The following is a 16,982-nucleotide window of genomic DNA, read 5'->3' on the forward strand; positions in this document are numbered from 1 at the left end:
ATGCCCACACCCCCTCCGACCGGCCCTCTTGTCACTCGCGGCACCCTCGTCGAAGACCTTCGGCGGCTCGGTGTCAGGACCGGCGAGACCCTCCTCGCGCACACCTCGCTCCGTTCCCTCGGCTGGGTGAACGGAGGCGCCGTCACGGTCGTCGAAAGTCTTCTGGAAACGCTCGGTCCCGACGGCACGCTGGTGGTTCCCGCCCAGACCGGCGACCTCTCGGACCCGGCGCTCTGGCGGGACCCGCCGGTGCCCGAGCACTGGTGGGCGGAGATCCGGGCCACCATGCCGGCGTACGACCCGCGGATCACGCCCACGCGCGGGGTCGGCGTGATCCCGGAGACCGTGCGGACCTGGCCGGGCGCGCTGCGCAGCGCGCACCCGCAGACCTCCTTCGCCGCCGTCGGGCCCCGGGCCGCCGTCATCGTCGAGGGCCACGCCCGCGACTGCCGGCTCGGCGAGCGCAGCCCGCTGGCCCGCCTGGAGGACCTGGACGCGCGCGTGCTGATGCTCGGCACCGGATACGCCACCTGCACCGGCTTCCACCTGGCCGAGTACCGCGTACCGGCACCGCGCGTCCCGGTCGGCCGGCCCGCTCCCGGCGGCGGCTGGGAGGTGGTGACCGAGGTGTCGGTCACCTCCGACCGCTTCGGCGAACTGGGCCACGACTTCGAACGCGACCGGCCGGTCGTCCTCGGCGGTCCGGTCGGCGCGGCGAGGGCGCGGCTCTTCCCGCTGCGTGAGGCGGTGGCCTATGCCGAGCGATGGCTGCCCGTACACCGACCCCGTGAGGAGGAGTTCTAGTACCCGGCCGTCCGGGTGACGGCGGCCGTACCTAGACTCTGTCCTCATGCGAAGTGAGCCCGTGGTCCAGGTGCGGGACCTGGTGAAGCGGTACGGCACGAAAACCGCCGTGGACGGCCTGGATCTGGCGGCCCACCCGGGTGTGACCGCCGTACTCGGCCCCAACGGAGCGGGCAAGACGACGACGATCGAGACCTGCGAGGGGTACCGCAGACCGGATTCCGGCTCGGTGCGCGTCCTGGGCCTCGATCCCGTCCGCCAGTCCGCCGAGCTGCGCCCCCGGGTGGGCGTGATGCTCCAGTCCGGCGGCGTCTACTCGGGCGCCCGCGCGGACGAGATGCTGCGGCACGTGGCGCGCCTGCACGCGCACCCGCTGGACGTCGACGCGCTGATCGAGCGGCTGGGCCTCGGCGGCTGCGGCCGTACGTCCTACCGCCGGCTCTCGGGCGGCCAGCAGCAGCGCCTCGCCCTCGCCATGGCCGTGGTCGGCCGCCCGGAACTGGTCTTCCTCGACGAACCGACCGCCGGCCTCGACCCGCAGGCCCGCCGGGCCACCTGGGACCTGGTGCGGGACCTGCGCGCCGACGGCGTCTCCGTCATCCTCACCACCCATCACATGGACGAGGCCGAGCAGCTCGCCGACGACGTCGCCGTCATCGACGCCGGCCGGGTGATCGCCCAGGGCTCCCCCGAGGAGCTGTGCAGGGGCGGCGCCGAGAACACCCTGCGCTTCTCCGGCCGGCCCGGCCTCGACGTGGGCTCGCTCCTCAAGGCGCTCCCCACCGACTCCTCGGCGGCCGAGCTGACGCCGGGCTCCTACCGGGTCATGGGCAAGGTCGATCCCCAGCTGCTGGCCACGGTGACCTCGTGGTGCGCCCAGCACGGGGTGATGCCCGACCGGATCTCGGTGGAACGGCACACGCTGGAGGACGTCTTCCTGGAGCTGACCGGCAAGGAGCTGCGCTCATGACCACCGCGACGGGCACCTACACCCCGAAGCCGGGTGCCGCCCCGCTGCCCCGCATGATCGCGGCGCAGGCGGCCCTGGAGACCAGGATGCTGCTCCGCAACGGCGAGCAGCTGCTGCTGACGGTCGTGATCCCGACCCTGCTGCTCGTCCTGTTCAGCTCGGTGGACATCGTGGACACGGGCAGCGGCAGCTCGGTCGACTTCCTGGCCCCCGGCGTCCTCGCCCTCGCGGTCATGTCCACGGCCTTCACCGGCCAGGCGATCGCGACCGGCTTCGAGCGCCGCTACGGCGTCCTGAAGCGGCTCGCCTCCTCGCCGCTGCCCCGCTGGGGCCTGATGGCGGCGAAGACGGCGTCGGTCCTGGTCACCGAGGTCCTCCAGGTGATCCTGCTGGCCGCGATCGCCCTGGCCCTCGGCTGGTCCCCGCACGGCGACCCGCTCTCCGTCCTGCTCCTGCTGGTCCTCGGCACGGCCGCGTTCTCCGGCCTCGGCCTGCTGATGGCGGGCACCCTCAAGGCGGAGGCGACGCTCGCCGCCGCCAACCTGGTGTTCCTGCTGCTGCTCGTGGGCGGCGGGGTCATCGTCCCGCTGGACAGGTTCGGGGGCGCTCAGGACGTGCTCGCGCTGCTGCCGATCTCGGCCCTGTCGGACGGTCTGCGGGAGGTCCTCGCGCACGGCGCCGGCACGCCGTGGCGGGACCTCGGGATCCTCGCGGTGTGGGCGGTGCTGGGGCTGGGCGCGGCGGGGCGGTTCTTCCGCTGGGAGTAGGCCGGGAACGCCTCCGCGCACCGGCGTCCGCCCGGTCCGCGGGCCGCCGTGGCCGCACGGCACGGACGCCGGACCACCGACCCACGTGAATTCATGCACAAGCGTCCCCCTACGATGGTGACCGTGCCAAAGCTGACCCCCGCCGACGCCGTCGCGGCCGTGCGCAACCCGCTCGCCTTCATCGCCGCCCACTGGACACCGGATCCCCGGACCGTCCGGCGCGCCGCCCTCGCCGCTCTCGTGATGTCGGTGGTCATCGTGGTCACCGGGGGCGCGGTGCGGCTCACCGGCTCCGGCCTCGGCTGCCCGACCTGGCCCGAGTGCACCGACGGCTCGCTGACCCCGACGAACGCGCTGAGCTACCACAGCGCCATCGAGTTCACGAACCGCATGCTGACCTACGTGCTGTGTGCCGCGGTCGGCTGGGCGATCATCGCCGCCCGCTCGGAGAAGCCGCACCGGCGCAGCCTGACCCGGCTGGGGTGGGCGCAGTTCTGGATCGTGATGGGCAACGCGATCCTCGGCGGCATCGTGGTGCTCGTCGGCCTGAACCCGTACACCGTCGCCGCGCACTTCCTGCTGGCGACGGCCCTGATCACGGTCGCCGCCGTGATGTGGCAGCGCACCCGCGAGGGCGACGGCCGGCCGCGGCTCCTGGTCGGCAAGGCCGTGCAGCAGCTGGTGTGGGCCCTGGTGGCGGTGTCGTTGCTGCTCATCGCCGCGGGCACGGTGGTGACCGGCGCCGGACCGCACCCCGGTGACTCCGGCGAGGTGGAACGCATCGACGTCAGCTGGTCGGGCGTCGCCGAGCTGCACGCGGTGTTCGCCTGGATCGTGGTGTCGCTGACCTTCGCGCTGTGGTTCTTCCTCAAGGGCGTCGGCGCTCCCCAGGGCCCGCGGGACCGCGTCCGCGACCTGTTCCTGATCCTGCTCGGCCAGGGCGTGATCGGATACGTCCAGTACTTCACGCATCTGCCCACCGTCCTGGTGGGGCTCCACATGTTCGGCTCCTGCCTGGTGTGGATCGGCGTGCTGCGCGTGCTGCTCTCGCTGCGCGAGCGCGCCGAGGTGAGCGCCGACGTGCCCGTTCAGTCGTACGACGCGGTGAGCGCGTCGATCGCCGGGCCCAAGTAGTCGCGGGTCAGCCGGGCCCTGCGCGCCGTCCACTCCTCGGTGCGCGGGCGCGGCCCGGCGTAGCGGCGGCCGCGGATGTCCTCGACGACCTCGGCGGGCGCCCCGAGACCGGGCAGCAGGTCCAGCGCCTCGCGTTTGGAGATCAGCCGTCCCTCGCGCACGGTGACGGTGGCCCGGGCGAAGGTGATCATGCCCAGGTCGACCCAGACGTCCCTGCTCCACAGCCGGGCGTCGGCGAGGGCGGGCCGGTAGAAGTCCCGCTGGTCGCGGACGACGTAGTCGCGCAGCTCCCGGTCCGCGACCGGAGGCAGCAGGTCGGCGGGCGCCCTCCCGTGCAGCACCCGCCCGAAGGCGTGCAGCTCGCGCCGGGTCACCGGGCTGACCGGCCGCCGGAACAACTCCTCGTGCGCCCAGGTCAGATGACGGCGGGCGGTGTCGTGCACGGTGTCCGGGGTCAGGTAGGTGCAGTGCAGCCCGGCGGCGAGCGGCAGCGCGCGCAGCCGGGCGTGGATCACGGCCACCCGCCACACGGCGGCCGGGGTCACCGGGCCCGGCAGCACCGCGATCAGGTCCAGGTCGCTGCGGCCCTCCTGGTAGTCGCCGGCGGCGAGCGAGCCGTGCGCCCAGACGGCGACCGGATCCAGCGCCGCCAGCTCACCTGTGAACCGGTCCAGCAGGGTCTCGGTGTCCATGCGCCCAGTCTGTACGGTCACTCCAGCCCGTACACCCGTTTCGCGTTCTCCGCCGCGATCAGCCCGGCCACCCGCTGCGCGTCGGCCGGCGACCAGGCGTCCTCGGCGACCCAGCCGCCGAGCACCCGGGCGAGGGACTCGCGGAAGAGGCGGGCGCCGACCACGTGCAGCTCGGGCAGGGCGTGGGCACCGCTGGAGAAGAGGATCTTGCCGAAGGGGGCCAGTTCCAGGATCTCGGCGAGGATCGTCGCGGCGCGGGCGCCGGTGCGCACCAGGGCCGCGCCCGAGTCGGCGTACACGTGCGGGAAGACGCCGGCGAGGTGGGCGGCGTGGCGGTGGTACGGGTAGCCGTGCAGCAGGATCAGGTCGGTGCCGAGGCCGGCGGTGGCGCGCACGAAGTCGGTCAGCAGGACCGGGTCGGTGCGGTCGATCCGGGTGCCGGGCTCGCCGAGGCCCGCGTGCAGCTGGAGCGGGAGGCCGGAGGCCACCGCGATCCACAGCAGGTGCCGCAGCAGCACCGGGTCCGTCAGCTCGCCGCCGACCCGGCGGCCCGCCAGCCAGCGGCCCGCGGCGCCCCGCACCTCGCCGGGTCCCGGCGGTTCGGGCGCGAGGGCCAGGCCGTGCCGGAGTCCGGCGACGGAGGTGAAGGCGACCGCGGTCGCCGCGGCGCCGTGCACCGACTCGGCGAGGTTGGCGAGGAACGACTCGACGGTGCCCGAGGTGTCGGCGACCTGTTCGGCCAGGAGTTCCAGGCGGACGATCTCGCGCGCCTCCGCGTCCCCGGTGGAGGCCATCTCGGTGGTGCCGGTGAGGTCGCCGGGCAGGCCGGTGTCGACGAGGTAGGTGGTGATGCCGCTGCCGCGCAGCAGCCGGCGGCCCGCCTCCAGGACGCCGAGTTCACGGCGCCGGGCGAGGTAGCGGGCGGGCGGGCAGTGCGGTTCCAGGCCGAGCAGCGGGGGGCACCAGCGGCGGACGGCGAAACCGGTCTGGGTGTCGAAGAGGGTGGTGCCGGGGGCCGGGGGGCCTTCGGTGCGGGCGAGCTGGGCCTCGAAGGTGCCGAGGCCCAGTTCCGTACGGAGGACGCCGTGGCAGTACTGGTCCACCAAGGACGGCGTTTCGATCATCCGGGCTCCCCGTGGACGACGGTTGCTTGACCGTCTTAACGGGGGAACGGGGAAGGAGGTCGCGGTCCGGCGGCGGGTACCGGCCGATCGGAGGCCGCGGGCCGCACGTCCTGGCCCGCGCGGGTGCCCGCGCCCGCGAGGGGCGGAGTTCAGCCGCCGATCTGGATGCCGGCCATGCGCTTCCACTCGTAGGACCCGGTCGTCACCTTCGCCGCGAACTCGCCGTCGAAGGACTCGTGGACCGTGATGCCGGACTTCGCCACCGCCTGCTCGGCGATCTCGTAGGTCGGGGCCACCAGGTCGCCCCAGCCGCCGTCCTCGCCGACCAGGACGATGCGGGCACCGCGTTCGCCGATGTAGGCCACCTGACCCTCGGCACCGCCGTGGGCCTTGGCGAAGGCGCCGATCTGCTTCGCGAGGCGCGCGGCCCTGCGCTCGGCCTTCTGGTCCACCTCAACCTGCTGCGTGTCTGCCATGGACAGGATGCTACTCACCGGTAGATCGACTGGCGAGGGCAGGGCGGTGTGAGCTGTGTCAGCGCAGGAAGGGGTCGACGGCCACGGCCACGAACAGCAGCGACACGTAGGTGATGGACCAGTGGAACAGCCGCATCTCCTTGAGCTTGCCGCCCGTCACCTCGGACTTCGCGCGGTTCTGGAGCGCGTGCGCCTCCCAGAGCCACCAGCCGCCCGCCGCCAGCGCGACCGCCGTGTAGAACCAGCCCGTGTAGCCGAGCGGGGTCAGCAGGAGCGAGACCACGACCATCACCCAGCTATAGATGACGATCTGCTTGGCGACCACCTTGTTGGAGGCGATGACCGGGAGCATGGGCACGCCCACGCGCGCGTAGTCGTCCTTCACCTTCATGGACAGCGGCCAGTAGTGCGGCGGCGTCCAGAAGAAGATGACGAGGAAGAGGATGAGCGGCGCCCAGGAGAGCGAGTCCGTCACGGCCGACCAGCCGATCAGCACCGGCATGCAGCCGGCGATGCCGCCCCACACGATGTTCTGCGAGGTACGGCGCTTGAGGATCATCGTGTAGACGACGACGTAGAAAAGCAGCGCTCCGAGTGACAGCCAGGCACTCAGCCAGTTGACGGTCAGACCGAACAGCAGGGTGGAGACCACGGCCAGGGTCACGCCGAAGGCGAGGCACTCGCGCGGGCTGACCATGCCGGTCACCAGGGGCCGCTGCGAGGTGCGGTCCATCAGCGCGTCGATGTCCCGGTCGATGTACATGTTGAGCGCGTTGGCGCCGCCCGCGGAGAGGTAACCGCCGACGCAGGTGAGCAGGACCAGCGTCATGTCGGGTACACCCCGCTGCGCCAGGAACATCACCGGAACGGTGGTGATCAGCAGCAGCTCGATGATCCGCGGCTTGGTCAGCGCCACGAAAGCCTTGACACGGGCCCCGATCGGCGGCCGGTGACTCGGGCTCTCGCTCGCACCGAGCACCCCGGCTGGACGGGATTCGACGGCCGTCACGCACACCCCTGACAGAGACTCCCAGCGAGCCCCGCCGTGTGAACTCACGGTGAAGGCTCGCGCGTACCACGCCACTTTAGACGTTGCCCATACCCCGACCTTCGCGGGGGTGGGGTCGTGTTGGCGGGCGTCTCGGAAGAGGGGCGGGGTGACTCGATTGAGCAGTCAGATGAGCGGTTCCGTATTCATCTGGATTCACGTGCCGACATGGCTTCCCGGCCAGTCGGGAGGCGGATCCCCGCAAGGCCCGGCAGTCTGGAAACACTCGAAAAAACGCACGTCCTTACGGGGGTAGGCTCGACAGCGGCCGGTGGGCACCCAGTGCACCGGCAGCCGGTGCGGGCGTGTGCCCGTGGACCGGTAACCGAACATGTGGAGAGGAGCCCTGACCCAGGGTGAGCACCAAGCCGACCACCACAGACCTCGACTGGACCGAGCTGGACCAGCGGGCCGTAGACACCGCCCGCGTCCTGGCCGCCGACGCCGTACAGAAAGTCGGCAACGGCCATCCGGGTACGGCGATGAGCCTGGCGCCGGCCGCCTACACCCTCTTCCAGAAGGTGATGCGGCACGACCCGTCCGACCCCGACTGGGTGGGCCGCGACCGTTTCGTGCTGTCCGCCGGTCACTCGTCGCTGACCCTCTACACGCAGCTCTACCTGGCCGGCTTCGGTCTGGAGCTGGAGGACCTGGAGGCCTTCCGCACCTGGGGCTCGAAGACCCCGGGCCACCCGGAGTACGGCCACACCAAGGGCGTGGAGACCACCACGGGACCGCTCGGCCAGGGTGTCGCCAACGCGGTGGGCATGGCCATGGCCTCCCGCTACGAGCGCGGCCTGTTCGACCCGGACGCCCCGCAGGGCGAATCCCCCTTCGACCACTTCGTCTACTGCATCGCCGGTGACGGCTGCCTCCAGGAGGGCATCTCCGCCGAGGCCTCCTCGATGGCCGGCCACCAGAAGCTCGGCAACCTGATCCTGCTGTGGGACGACAACCACATCTCGATCGAGGGCGACACCGAGACCGCCGTCTCCGAGGACACCGTCAAGCGGTTCGAGGCCTACGGCTGGCACGTCCAGCGCATCGCCCCGAAGCCGGACGGCGACCTGGACCCGCACGCGATCTACAACGCGATCGAGGCCGCGAAGAAGGTGACGGACAAGCCGTCCTTCATCGCGATGCGCTCGATCATCGCCTGGCCCGCCCCGCACGCGCAGAACACCGAGGCCGCCCACGGCTCGGCGCTCGGCGAGGACGAGGTGGCGGCCACCAAGCGCGTCCTCGGCTTCGACCCGGAGAAGCACTTCGACGTCGCCGAGGAGGTCATCGCCCACACCCGGCAGGCCGGGGAGCGCGGCGCGGCGGCGAAGGCCGAGTGGGAGAAGTCGTTCCAGCAGTGGCGTGACAGCAACGCCGAGCGGGCCGCGGACTTCGACCGGATCGCCGCGGGCGAGCTGCCCACGGGCTGGGAGGAGAAGATCCCGGTCTTCGAGCCCGGCAAGGGCGTCGCCACCCGCGCCGCCTCCGGCAAGGTGCTGCAGGCCCTCGGCGCGGTCATCCCCGAGCTGTGGGGCGGCTCCGCCGACCTCGCCGGGTCGAACAACACGACCATCGACAAGGACAGCTCGTTCCTGCCGGCGGACAACCCGCTGCCGGGTGCGAACCCCTACGGCCGCACCATCCACTTCGGTATCCGCGAGCACTCCATGGCCGCGGAGATGAACGGCATCACCCTGCACGGCAACACCCGTGTCTACGGCGGTACGTTCCTCGTCTTCTCCGACTACATGCGCAACTCCGTGCGGCTGTCGGCGCTGATGCACCTGCCGGTGACGTACGTGTGGACGCACGACTCCATCGGTCTCGGCGAGGACGGCCCGACCCACCAGCCGGTCGAGCACCTGGCCTCGCTGCGCGCCATCCCCGGCCTGAACGTGGTCCGCCCGGCCGACGCCAACGAGACGGCGATCGCCTGGCGCCAGATCCTCAAGCGCTACACCAAGGAGTTCGGCAAGGGTGCCCCGCACGGCCTCGCGCTGACCCGCCAGGGCGTGCCGGTGTACGAGTCCAACGAGGACACCGTCAAGGGCGGTTACGTCCTCTTCGAGGCGTCGAACGGGACGCCCGAGGTCATCCTGATCGCCACCGGTTCCGAGGTGCACGTCGCCGTCGAGGCGCGCGAGCAGCTGGAGGCCGACGGTGTGCCCACCCGGGTCGTCTCCATGCCGTGCGTGGAGTGGTTCGAGGAGCAGGACCAGGGGTACCGGGACAGCGTCCTGCCGCCGTCGGTCCGGGCGCGGGTGTCGGTCGAGGCGGGCATCGGCCTCACCTGGCACAAGTACGTCGGGGACGCCGGCCGCATCGTTTCCCTGGAGCACTTCGGTGCTTCCGCCGACGGCAAGGTGCTCTTCCGGGAGTTCGGCTTCACCGCCGAGAACGTGGCCGCCAAGGCCCGGGAATCCATCGCCGCCGCGCAGCGCTGACGCTCACATACGACACGTAGGAGATGTAATTCCATGACAGACGCACTCAAGCGCCTCTCCGAGGAGGGCGTCGCGATCTGGCTGGACGACCTGTCGCGCAAGCGGATCACGTCCGGCAACCTCGCCGAGCTGATCGACCAGCAGCACGTCGTGGGCGTCACCACCAACCCGACGATCTTCCAGAAGGCGATCTCGTCCGGTGACGGCTACCAGCAGCAGGTCTCGGACCTCGCGGCCCGCAAGGTCACCGTCGAAGAGGCCATCCGCATGATCACCACGGCGGACGTCCGCGACGCCGCCGACATCCTGCGCCCGGTGTTCGACGCGACCGACGGCCAGGACGGCCGGGTGTCGATCGAGGTCGACCCGCGCCTGGCGCACAACACGAAGGCGACCGTCGCCGAGGCCAAGCAGCTGGCCTGGCTGGTGGACCGTCCCAACACGCTCATCAAGATCCCGGCCACCGAGGCGGGTCTGCCGGCGATCGCCGAGGTCATCGGCCTGGGCATCAGCGTCAACGTCACGCTGATCTTCTCGCTGGAGCGCTACCGCAAGGTCATGGACGCCTACCTGACCGGCCTGGAGAAGGCCAAGGAGCGCGGCCTGGACCTCTCGCTCATCCGTTCGGTGGCGTCGTTCTTCGTGTCCCGCGTGGACACCGAGATCGACAAGCGCCTGAACGACCTGGGCACCGACGAGGCCAAGGCGCTGCGCGGCAAGTCCGCCGTCGCCAACGCCCGGCTCGCCTACCAGGCGTACGAGGAGGTCTTCTCCTCCGACCGCTGGCAGGCGCTGGAGAACGCGGGCGCCCGCAAGCAGCGCCCGCTGTGGGCCTCCACCGGCGTGAAGGACCCGGCGTACAAGGACACCCTGTACGTCGACGACCTGGTCGCGCCGAACACGGTCAACACCATGCCGGAGGCCACCCTCCTCGCGGTCGAGGACCACGGCGGCATCACCGGCGACACGATCACCGGCACCTACGAGCAGGCCCGCGCCGACCTCGACGCCGTCGAGCGGCTGGGCATCTCGTACGACGATGTGGTCCAGGTTCTGGAGGACGAGGGCGTCGAGAAGTTCGAGGCCTCCTGGAACGACCTGCTCAAGTCGACCCAGGCGGAGCTGGAGCGCCTGGCCCCTTCGGAGGGCTAAATTGTCGAGCAGCAACCCGCTGCGTGACCCCGCAGACCGACGGCTCCCGCGCATCGCGGGACCGTCGGGTCTGGTGATCTTCGGCGTCACGGGCGACCTCTCCCGCAAGAAGCTCATGCCCGCGGTCTACGACCTCGCCAACCGTGGTCTGCTGCCGCCGGGCTTCTCCCTGGTCGGCTTCGCCCGCCGCGAGTGGGCCAACGAGGACTTCGCCGCCGAGGTCCACGACGCCGTCAAGGAACACGCCCGCACCCCGTTCCGCGAGGAGGTCTGGCAGCAGCTCATCCAGGGGATGCGCTTCGTCCAGGGCACCTTCGACGACGACGACGCCTTCGAGCGGCTCCGCTCCACCATCGAGGAGCTGGACAAGGCGCAGGGCACCGGCGGCAACTTCGCCTTCTACCTGTCCGTCCCGCCGCGCTCCTTCCCTGTCGTCATCCAGCAGCTGAAGAAGCACGGGCTGGCGGACCAGAGCGGCGGCTCCTGGCGGCGCGCGGTCATCGAGAAGCCCTTCGGCCACGACCTGAAGTCGGCCGAGGAGCTGAACAAGGTCGTGCACGAGGTGTTCGAACCGGACCAGGTGTTCCGGATCGACCACTACCTCGGCAAGGAGACCGTCCAGAACATCCTGGCGCTGCGCTTCGCCAACACCATGTTCGAGCCGATCTGGAACCGGTCCTTCGTGGACCACGTGCAGATCACCATGGCCGAGGACATCGGCATCGGCGGCCGGGCCGGCTACTACGACGGCATCGGCGCCGCCCGTGACGTCATCCAGAACCACCTGCTCCAGCTGATGGCGCTGACCGCGATGGAGGAGCCCGCCTCCTTCGACGCGGACGCGCTGGCCGCCGAGAAGGAGAAGGTGCTCGGCGCGGTACGGCTGCCGGACGACCTGGGCAAGCACACCGTGCGCGGCCAGTACGCGGCCGGCTGGCAGGGCGGCGAGAAGGTCACCGGGTACCTCGAAGAGGACGGCATCGACCCCAAGTCGAAGACCGACACCTACGCCGCCGTGCGGGTCGAGATCGACAACCGCCGCTGGGCGGGCGTCCCCTTCTACCTGCGCACCGGCAAGCGGCTGGGCCGCCGGGTCACCGAGATCGCGGTGGTCTTCCAGCGCGCTCCGCACTCTCCGTTCGACCACACCGCCACCGAGGAACTCGGGCAGAACGCGATCGTCATCCGCGTCCAGCCCGACGAGGGCATCACGGTCCGCTTCGGTTCCAAGGTGCCGGGCACGTCGATGGAGATCCGGGACGTGTCGATGGACTTCGCCTACGGCGAGTCGTTCACCGAGTCGTCCCCGGAGGCCTACGAGCGGCTGATCCTGGACGTGCTGCTGGGCGACGCCAACCTCTTCCCGCGCACGGAGGAGGTCGAGCTGTCCTGGAAGATCCTCGACCCGATCGAGACGTACTGGGACCAGCACGGCAGGCCCGCACAGTACAAGTCGGGCACCTGGGGTCCCGTCGAGGCCGACGAGATGCTCGCACGAGACGGACGGAGCTGGCGCCGGCCATGAAGATAGACCTCACGGACACCACGGCCGGCAAGGTCAACAAGGCGCTGGTGCAGGGCCGCCGGGCCATCGGCACGCCCGCCGTGGGCATGGTGCTCACCCTCGTCATCGTCACCGACGAGGAGAACGCCTACGACGCCCTCAAGGCCGCCGAGGAGGCCTCGCACGAGCACCCCTCGCGCACCCTGGTCGTCATCAAGCGCGTCTCCCGCTCCCCCCGCGACCGTACGGCGTCCCGCCTGGACGCCGAGGTCCGGGTGGGCGCGGACGCGGGCTCCGGCGAGACGGTGCTGCTGCGGCTGCACGGCGAGGTCGCCGACCACGCCGACTCGGTCGTCCTGCCGCTGCTGCTGCCGGACGCGCCGGTCGTCGTCTGGTGGCCGGTCAACGCCCCGCTGGACCCGGCGAAGGACCCGCTGGGCGCCCTCGCCCAGCGCCGGGTCACCGACACCTACTCCTCCGAGCAGCCGGTACGGGAGCTGTCCGCCCGCGCGGACACCTACACGCCCGGCGACACGGACCTGTCCTGGACCCGGATCACGCCCTGGCGCTCCATGCTGGCGGCGGCCCTGGACCAGGTGGTCTGCGAGGTCAAGGCCGTCGAGGTGGAGGGCGAGGAGTTCAACCCGAGCTGTGAGCTGCTGGCGATGTGGCTCGCGGACCGGCTGGACGTCCCGGTCAGGCGCTCCCTGTCGTCCGGCCCGGGTCTGACCGCGGTCCGGATGGCGACCAGCCACGGCGCGATCGCGCTGGACCGGGCGGACGGCTCCCTCGCCACCCTGTCCATCGACGGCCAGCCGGACCGGGCGGTGGCGCTGAAGCGGCGGGAGACGGCCGAGCTGATCGCCGAGGAACTGCGCCGGCTCGACCCGGACGACACGTACGCGTCGGCGCTGCGCTTCGGCGTGGACCGGCTGAACGCGTCGACGGCACCCGAGGCTGCCGCCCCCGAGGCTCCGGCCCCGCGGGCTCAGGCCTCCGAGGACCTCGCGGCGCAGGACGGCGCGGCTGCGGAGGAACCGGCCAAAGGAGAACCGGCCACCCGGCCGGCAGCGGCCCCCGACGCCGCTGCCGAGGCTCCCACGACAGAAGCGGCGCCCCAGGAACGGCCGCCGCTGACGAAGAGGGCGAAGGCGACATGAGCACTCCCCAGCTGGTCGTGCATCACGACAAGGAGCTGATGGCGCAGGCCGCCGCGGCCCGCCTGATCACGAAGATCGTGGACGCCCAGGCCTCCCGGGGCGAGGCGTCCGTGGTCCTCACGGGCGGCCGCAACGGCAACGGGCTGCTCGCGGCCCTGGCCGCGGCTCCGGCCCGCGACGCCATCGACTGGAGCCGGCTCGACCTGTGGTGGGGTGACGAACGCTTCCTGCCCACGGGCGACCCGGAGCGCAACGACACCCAGGCCCGCGAGGCCCTGCTCGACCAGGTACCGGTGGACCCGAAGCGCGTGCACGCCATGCCCGCAACGGACGGCCCCTGGGGCACCGACGTGGACGCGGCGGCCGAGTCCTACGCGGCGGAACTGGCCCGTGCGGCCGGTCCCGAGAACCACGGTGCGGTGCCCACCTTCGACGTCCTGATGCTGGGCGTCGGCCCGGACACCCACGTGGCCTCGCTCTTCCCCGAGCTGCCCGCGGTCCGGGAGACCGAACGGACCGTGGTGGGCGTGCACGGCTCTCCCAAGCCGCCGCCGACCCGCGTCTCCCTCACCCTGCCCGCCATCCGCTCGGCCCGTGAGGTCTGGCTGCTGGCGGCGGGCGAGGACAAGGCCGAGGCCGTCGCCATCGCCCTGTCGGGCGCGGGCGAGATCCAGGCCCCGGCGGCGGGTGCCCGGGGGCGCAGCCGCACCCTGTGGCTCCTGGACGCGGCGGCGGCCGCCCAGCTGCCCCGCGCGCTGTACCCGCCGGCTTCCCCGTGACCGAGCGGTGAGTCGGACCCCGTGAGGAACCCGTACGGCCCCGCGGCCGTACGGGTTCCTTCATGTGCGGGCCTAACGCCCGCGCAGCTCGCGGTACTTGGCCACCAGCGCCGTGGTCGACGGGTCCAGGCCCGGTACCTCGGCGCCCTCCGTCAGGGCCGGTTCCACGCGCTTGGCGAGGACCTTGCCGAGTTCCACGCCCCACTGGTCGAAGGAGTCGATGTTCCAGACGGCGCCCTGCGTGAACACCTTGTGCTCGTAGAGGGCGACGAGCTGGCCGAGGACCGACGGGGTCAGCTCGCGGGCCAGGACGGTGGTCGTCGGCCGGTTGCCCTGGAACGTCTTGTGCGGGACGAGTTCCTCAGGGACGCCCTCCGCGCGGACCTCCTCGGCCGTCTTGCCGAAGGCCAGCGCCTGCGTCTGGGCGAAGAAGTTGGCCATCAGCAGGTCGTGCTGGGCCTTGAGTTCACCGCTCAGCTCGGCGACCGGCTCGGCGAAGCCGATGAAGTCCGCCGGGATCAGCTTCGTGCCCTGGTGGATCAACTGGTAGTACGCGTGCTGCCCGTTGGTGCCGGGCGTGCCCCAGACGACCGGGCCGGTGGTCCACTCGACCTCCTTGCCGTCCCGCGCCACGTGCTTGCCGTTGGACTCCATGTCGAGCTGCTGGAGGTAGGCCGTGAACTTGGAGAGGTAGTGCGAGTACGGCAGTACCGCGTGCGACTGGGCGTCGTGGAAGTTGCCGTACCAGATGCCCAGCAGGCCCAGCAGCAGCGGGACGTTGGCCTCGGCCGGCGCGGTGCGGAAGTGCTCGTCGACCAGGTGGAAGCCGTCGAGCATCTCCCGGAAGCGGTCCGGGCCGATCGCGATCATCAGCGAGAGGCCGATCGCCGAGTCGTAGGAGTAGCGGCCGCCGACCCAGTCCCAGAACTCGAACATGTTCTCCGTGTCGATGCCGAAGTCGGCGACCTTCTCGGAGTTGGTGGACAGGGCCACGAAGTGCCGGGCGACGGCGTCCTCGCCGGCCTTCAGCTCGCCGAGCAGCCAGTTGCGGGCCGAGGTGGCGTTGGTGATCGTCTCGATGGTGGTGAAGGTCTTCGAGGCGACGATGAACAGCGTCTCGGCCGCGTCCAGGCCACGGGTCGCCTCGTGCAGGTCGGCGCCGTCCACGTTGGAGACGAAACGGACGGTGAGGTCGCGGTCGGTGAAGCTGCGCAGCACCTCGTAGGCCATGGCGGGACCGAGGTCGGAGCCGCCGATGCCGATGTTGACGACGTTCCTGATGCGCTTGCCGGTGTGACCGGTCCACTCGCCCGAGCGGACGCGGTCGGCGAAGCCGCTCATCTTGTCCAGGACCGCGTGCACCTGCGGGACGACGTTCTCGCCGTCGACCTCGACGACCGCGTCCCGCGGCGCGCGCAGCGCCGTGTGCAGGACCGCCCGCCGCTCGGTGACGTTGATCCTCTCGCCGCGGAACATCGCGTCCCGCAGCCCGAACACGTCGGTCGCGGCGGCCAGCTCGCGCAGCAGCCGCAGCGTCTCGTCGGTGACCAGGTGCTTGCTGTAGTCGATGTGGAGGTCACCGACCTGGAGGGTGTAGCCCGTACCGCGCGCCGGGTCGGCCGCGAACAGGTCCCGCAGATGGGTGTCGGCGAGCTCCTCCCGGTGCCGGGCGAGCGCGGTCCACTCGGGCGTCTGGTTGAGCCTGGTACGGCCGTCTGCGTTCATGTACGACTTCAGCCTTCTTCCTTGCACCTGTCCTGTTGCCCCTGCGCCACTGCTGTCCCAACCTAGTTGATCAGCAGGGGAGGCGGCCCGACGTCGCGCCGTCCCGCGGCGCAACAACAGGTACGTCCGGCCGGCGCACCGGTGTCAACGAGATGACGGCAGGACTCGGCGGAAGGGCGGTGCACGGCGTGCGGCAGGACCGGCGCGGCGCGGCGGCGGTGACCGGTGCGCGCATGCCGGTGCGGCGGCCGGGTTCCGGCCGCCGGGACGACTCCGGCCAGGCGCCCTCGGGCACCCGGCCGGTTCAACTCCTAGATCTCGCCGCGCAGTTTGGCGAGCGCCTCGGCGAGGATCGCCTCGCCGTCCGCGTCGCTGCGCCGCTCCCGTACGTACGCGAGGTGCGTCTTGTACGGCTCGGTGCGCGGCGGGTCCGGCGGGTTGTCCCGGTCCTGACCGGCCGGGAAGCCACAGCGCGGGCAGTCCCAGGTCTCGGGCACCTGCGCGTCGCTGGCGAAGCTCGGCTGCGTCTCGTGCCCGTTGGAGCACCAGAAGGAGATGCGCAGACGCGGCGCGGACTCGCCGCGCTCGGCCTCGCCCATCGGCCCCGCCCCGACCCGGCTACCTCGGATCGCGTTGCCACTTGCCACGGTCGTAACTCCCTGCGTGATGGTGCCGCGAAGCGAGTCGGCGTGTCGCTTCGTTGCGAGCGCCTCAGTCTACGTAAGGCCCAACGCGCGTCCAGTGTTGGGAGTTACCGCCCCCGCACCTAGACGCAAGCCCCATGATAGGCCGCGCTCAGGTGCGCGTACCGAACATGGGGCCTTACGTGCGGATTGTGCGTGTGTGCGTGTCGCGGATCAGCTGTTCGTCTTCATCAGCATGCCGAGGACGATGATGCACGCGAACCACAGCAGACCGATCACCACGGTGATCCGGTCCAGGTTCCGCTCGGCGACCGAGGAGCCGCCGACGGAGGACTGCATGCCGCCACCGAACATGTCGGAGAGGCCGCCGCCCTTGCCCTTGTGCATCAGCACCAGCAGCATCAGCAGCAGGCTGAAGACGATCAGGGCGATCGAGAACCCCAAAACCACGGCTGGACCAACTTCCTCGGATACGGATGGACTGCGGGGCCGGAACCGGGACCGGAGCGCCGGACGCGCTCCTGGTAACAGTTTCGGCCCCGCAAGGGTACGACGGATC

At 71.3% G+C, this 16,982-nt stretch carries 16 protein-coding genes; 9 read left to right on the forward strand and 7 right to left on the reverse strand.

What is annotated here, in order from left to right; all coding sequences use genetic code 11:
• The 4 genes from ACIQOE_RS00715 (at nucleotide 1) to ACIQOE_RS00730 (ending at nucleotide 3,675) form a co-directional block, all read left to right on the forward strand.
• A complete protein-coding gene (locus ACIQOE_RS00715; RefSeq protein WP_401408722.1) occupies nucleotides 1–804 on the forward strand; it encodes an aminoglycoside N(3)-acetyltransferase in 804 nt (267 codons plus the stop codon).
• 46 nt (nucleotides 805–850) lie between these two features.
• Complete coding sequence (locus ACIQOE_RS00720; RefSeq protein ID WP_351326271.1) at nucleotides 851–1,774, forward strand: ABC transporter ATP-binding protein; 924 nt, start codon at nucleotides 851–853, stop codon at nucleotides 1,772–1,774.
• Entirely contained in the window at nucleotides 1,771–2,541 is a 771-nt protein-coding gene (locus ACIQOE_RS00725; protein WP_401408726.1) for an ABC transporter permease, read from the forward strand. The genes ACIQOE_RS00720 and ACIQOE_RS00725 overlap by 4 nt, the downstream gene beginning before the upstream one ends.
• A gap of 114 nt (nucleotides 2,542–2,655) precedes the next feature.
• Nucleotides 2,656–3,675, forward strand: a complete 1,020-nt coding sequence (locus tag ACIQOE_RS00730; RefSeq protein WP_351326274.1) for a COX15/CtaA family protein — start codon at nucleotides 2,656–2,658, stop codon at nucleotides 3,673–3,675.
• On the opposite strand, the gene ACIQOE_RS00735 is transcribed toward ACIQOE_RS00730, so the two are convergent.
• From ACIQOE_RS00735 to ACIQOE_RS00750, 4 genes are all read right to left on the reverse strand, one after another.
• Nucleotides 3,630–4,367, reverse strand: coding sequence for a nucleotidyltransferase domain-containing protein (locus ACIQOE_RS00735; RefSeq protein WP_401408730.1), 738 nt, complete (start codon nucleotides 4,365–4,367; stop codon nucleotides 3,630–3,632). The two genes, ACIQOE_RS00730 and ACIQOE_RS00735, sit on opposite strands and share 46 nt — an antisense overlap.
• Before the next feature lie 17 nt (nucleotides 4,368–4,384).
• Nucleotides 4,385–5,491 (reverse strand): amidohydrolase family protein, encoded by a 1,107-nt coding sequence (locus tag ACIQOE_RS00740; protein WP_362645191.1) that lies wholly within the window; start codon nucleotides 5,489–5,491, stop codon nucleotides 4,385–4,387.
• Between the two features lie 149 nt (nucleotides 5,492–5,640).
• A complete protein-coding gene (locus tag ACIQOE_RS00745; protein WP_351326279.1) occupies nucleotides 5,641–5,967 on the reverse strand; it encodes a hypothetical protein in 327 nt (108 codons plus the stop codon).
• 58 nt (nucleotides 5,968–6,025) lie between these two features.
• Nucleotides 6,026–6,982 (reverse strand): heme o synthase, encoded by a 957-nt coding sequence (locus ACIQOE_RS00750; RefSeq protein WP_351326280.1) that lies wholly within the window; start codon nucleotides 6,980–6,982, stop codon nucleotides 6,026–6,028.
• Between the two features lie 389 nt (nucleotides 6,983–7,371).
• Between ACIQOE_RS00750 and tkt the strand changes: the two genes are divergently transcribed.
• From tkt to pgl, 5 genes are read left to right on the forward strand one after another with little or no spacing between them, the layout of a single operon-like run.
• A complete protein-coding gene (tkt, locus tag ACIQOE_RS00755; RefSeq protein WP_401408735.1) occupies nucleotides 7,372–9,459 on the forward strand; it encodes a transketolase in 2,088 nt (695 codons plus the stop codon).
• 33 nt (nucleotides 9,460–9,492) lie between these two features.
• Nucleotides 9,493–10,611 (forward strand): transaldolase, encoded by a 1,119-nt coding sequence (tal, locus tag ACIQOE_RS00760; protein WP_365570130.1) that lies wholly within the window; start codon nucleotides 9,493–9,495, stop codon nucleotides 10,609–10,611.
• A gap of 1 nt (nucleotide 10,612) precedes the next feature.
• The gene (zwf, locus tag ACIQOE_RS00765) at nucleotides 10,613–12,136 is read left to right on the forward strand and encodes a glucose-6-phosphate dehydrogenase (RefSeq protein WP_351326287.1); all 1,524 of its coding nucleotides are present in this window, start codon (nucleotides 10,613–10,615) and stop codon (nucleotides 12,134–12,136) included.
• Nucleotides 12,133–13,275, forward strand: a complete 1,143-nt coding sequence (opcA, locus tag ACIQOE_RS00770; protein ID WP_401408739.1) for a glucose-6-phosphate dehydrogenase assembly protein OpcA — start codon at nucleotides 12,133–12,135, stop codon at nucleotides 13,273–13,275. The genes zwf and opcA overlap by 4 nt, the downstream gene beginning before the upstream one ends.
• The gene (gene pgl / locus ACIQOE_RS00775; RefSeq protein WP_351326290.1) at nucleotides 13,272–14,054 is read left to right on the forward strand and encodes a 6-phosphogluconolactonase; all 783 of its coding nucleotides are present in this window, start codon (nucleotides 13,272–13,274) and stop codon (nucleotides 14,052–14,054) included. Before opcA ends, pgl begins: the two co-directional genes overlap by 4 nt.
• Nucleotides 14,055–14,126: 72 nt before the next feature.
• Here pgl and pgi read toward each other — a convergent pair whose 3' ends face one another.
• From pgi to secG, 3 genes are all read right to left on the reverse strand, one after another.
• Nucleotides 14,127–15,779, reverse strand: a complete 1,653-nt coding sequence (gene pgi, locus ACIQOE_RS00780; RefSeq protein WP_401408743.1) for a glucose-6-phosphate isomerase — start codon at nucleotides 15,777–15,779, stop codon at nucleotides 14,127–14,129.
• A gap of 311 nt (nucleotides 15,780–16,090) precedes the next feature.
• Nucleotides 16,091–16,426, reverse strand: a complete 336-nt coding sequence (locus tag ACIQOE_RS00785; RefSeq protein ID WP_003976875.1) for an RNA polymerase-binding protein RbpA — start codon at nucleotides 16,424–16,426, stop codon at nucleotides 16,091–16,093.
• Nucleotides 16,427–16,636: 210 nt separating this feature from the next.
• Nucleotides 16,637–16,867 (reverse strand): preprotein translocase subunit SecG, encoded by a 231-nt coding sequence (gene secG, locus ACIQOE_RS00790; RefSeq protein ID WP_046733461.1) that lies wholly within the window; start codon nucleotides 16,865–16,867, stop codon nucleotides 16,637–16,639.
• Nucleotides 16,868–16,982: the final 115 nt, after the last annotated feature.

Source organism: Streptomyces sp. NPDC091282 (genome assembly GCF_044757385.1).
GTDB lineage: Bacteria > Actinomycetota > Actinomycetes > Streptomycetales > Streptomycetaceae > Streptomyces > Streptomyces gramineus.

Excerpts from the sequence above, each read along its gene's own strand:
- ACIQOE_RS00715 (WP_401408722.1), top strand. The coding sequence starts at position 1 with ATGCCCACACCCCCTCCGACCGGCCCTCTTGTCACTCGCGGCACCCTC.
- ACIQOE_RS00720 (WP_351326271.1), top strand. The coding sequence starts at position 851 with ATGCGAAGTGAGCCCGTGGTCCAGGTGCGGGACCTGGTGAAGCGGTAC.
- ACIQOE_RS00725 (WP_401408726.1), top strand. The coding sequence starts at position 1,771 with ATGACCACCGCGACGGGCACCTACACCCCGAAGCCGGGTGCCGCCCCG.
- ACIQOE_RS00730 (WP_351326274.1), top strand. The coding sequence starts at position 2,656 with ATGGTGACCGTGCCAAAGCTGACCCCCGCCGACGCCGTCGCGGCCGTG.
- ACIQOE_RS00735 (WP_401408730.1), bottom strand. The coding sequence starts at position 4,367 with ATGGACACCGAGACCCTGCTGGACCGGTTCACAGGTGAGCTGGCGGCG.
- ACIQOE_RS00740 (WP_362645191.1), bottom strand. The coding sequence starts at position 5,491 with ATGATCGAAACGCCGTCCTTGGTGGACCAGTACTGCCACGGCGTCCTC.
- ACIQOE_RS00745 (WP_351326279.1), bottom strand. The coding sequence starts at position 5,967 with ATGGCAGACACGCAGCAGGTTGAGGTGGACCAGAAGGCCGAGCGCAGG.
- tal (WP_365570130.1), top strand. The coding sequence starts at position 9,493 with ATGACAGACGCACTCAAGCGCCTCTCCGAGGAGGGCGTCGCGATCTGG.
- opcA (WP_401408739.1), top strand. The coding sequence starts at position 12,133 with ATGAAGATAGACCTCACGGACACCACGGCCGGCAAGGTCAACAAGGCG.
- pgl (WP_351326290.1), top strand. The coding sequence starts at position 13,272 with ATGAGCACTCCCCAGCTGGTCGTGCATCACGACAAGGAGCTGATGGCG.
- pgi (WP_401408743.1), bottom strand. The coding sequence starts at position 15,779 with ATGAACGCAGACGGCCGTACCAGGCTCAACCAGACGCCCGAGTGGACC.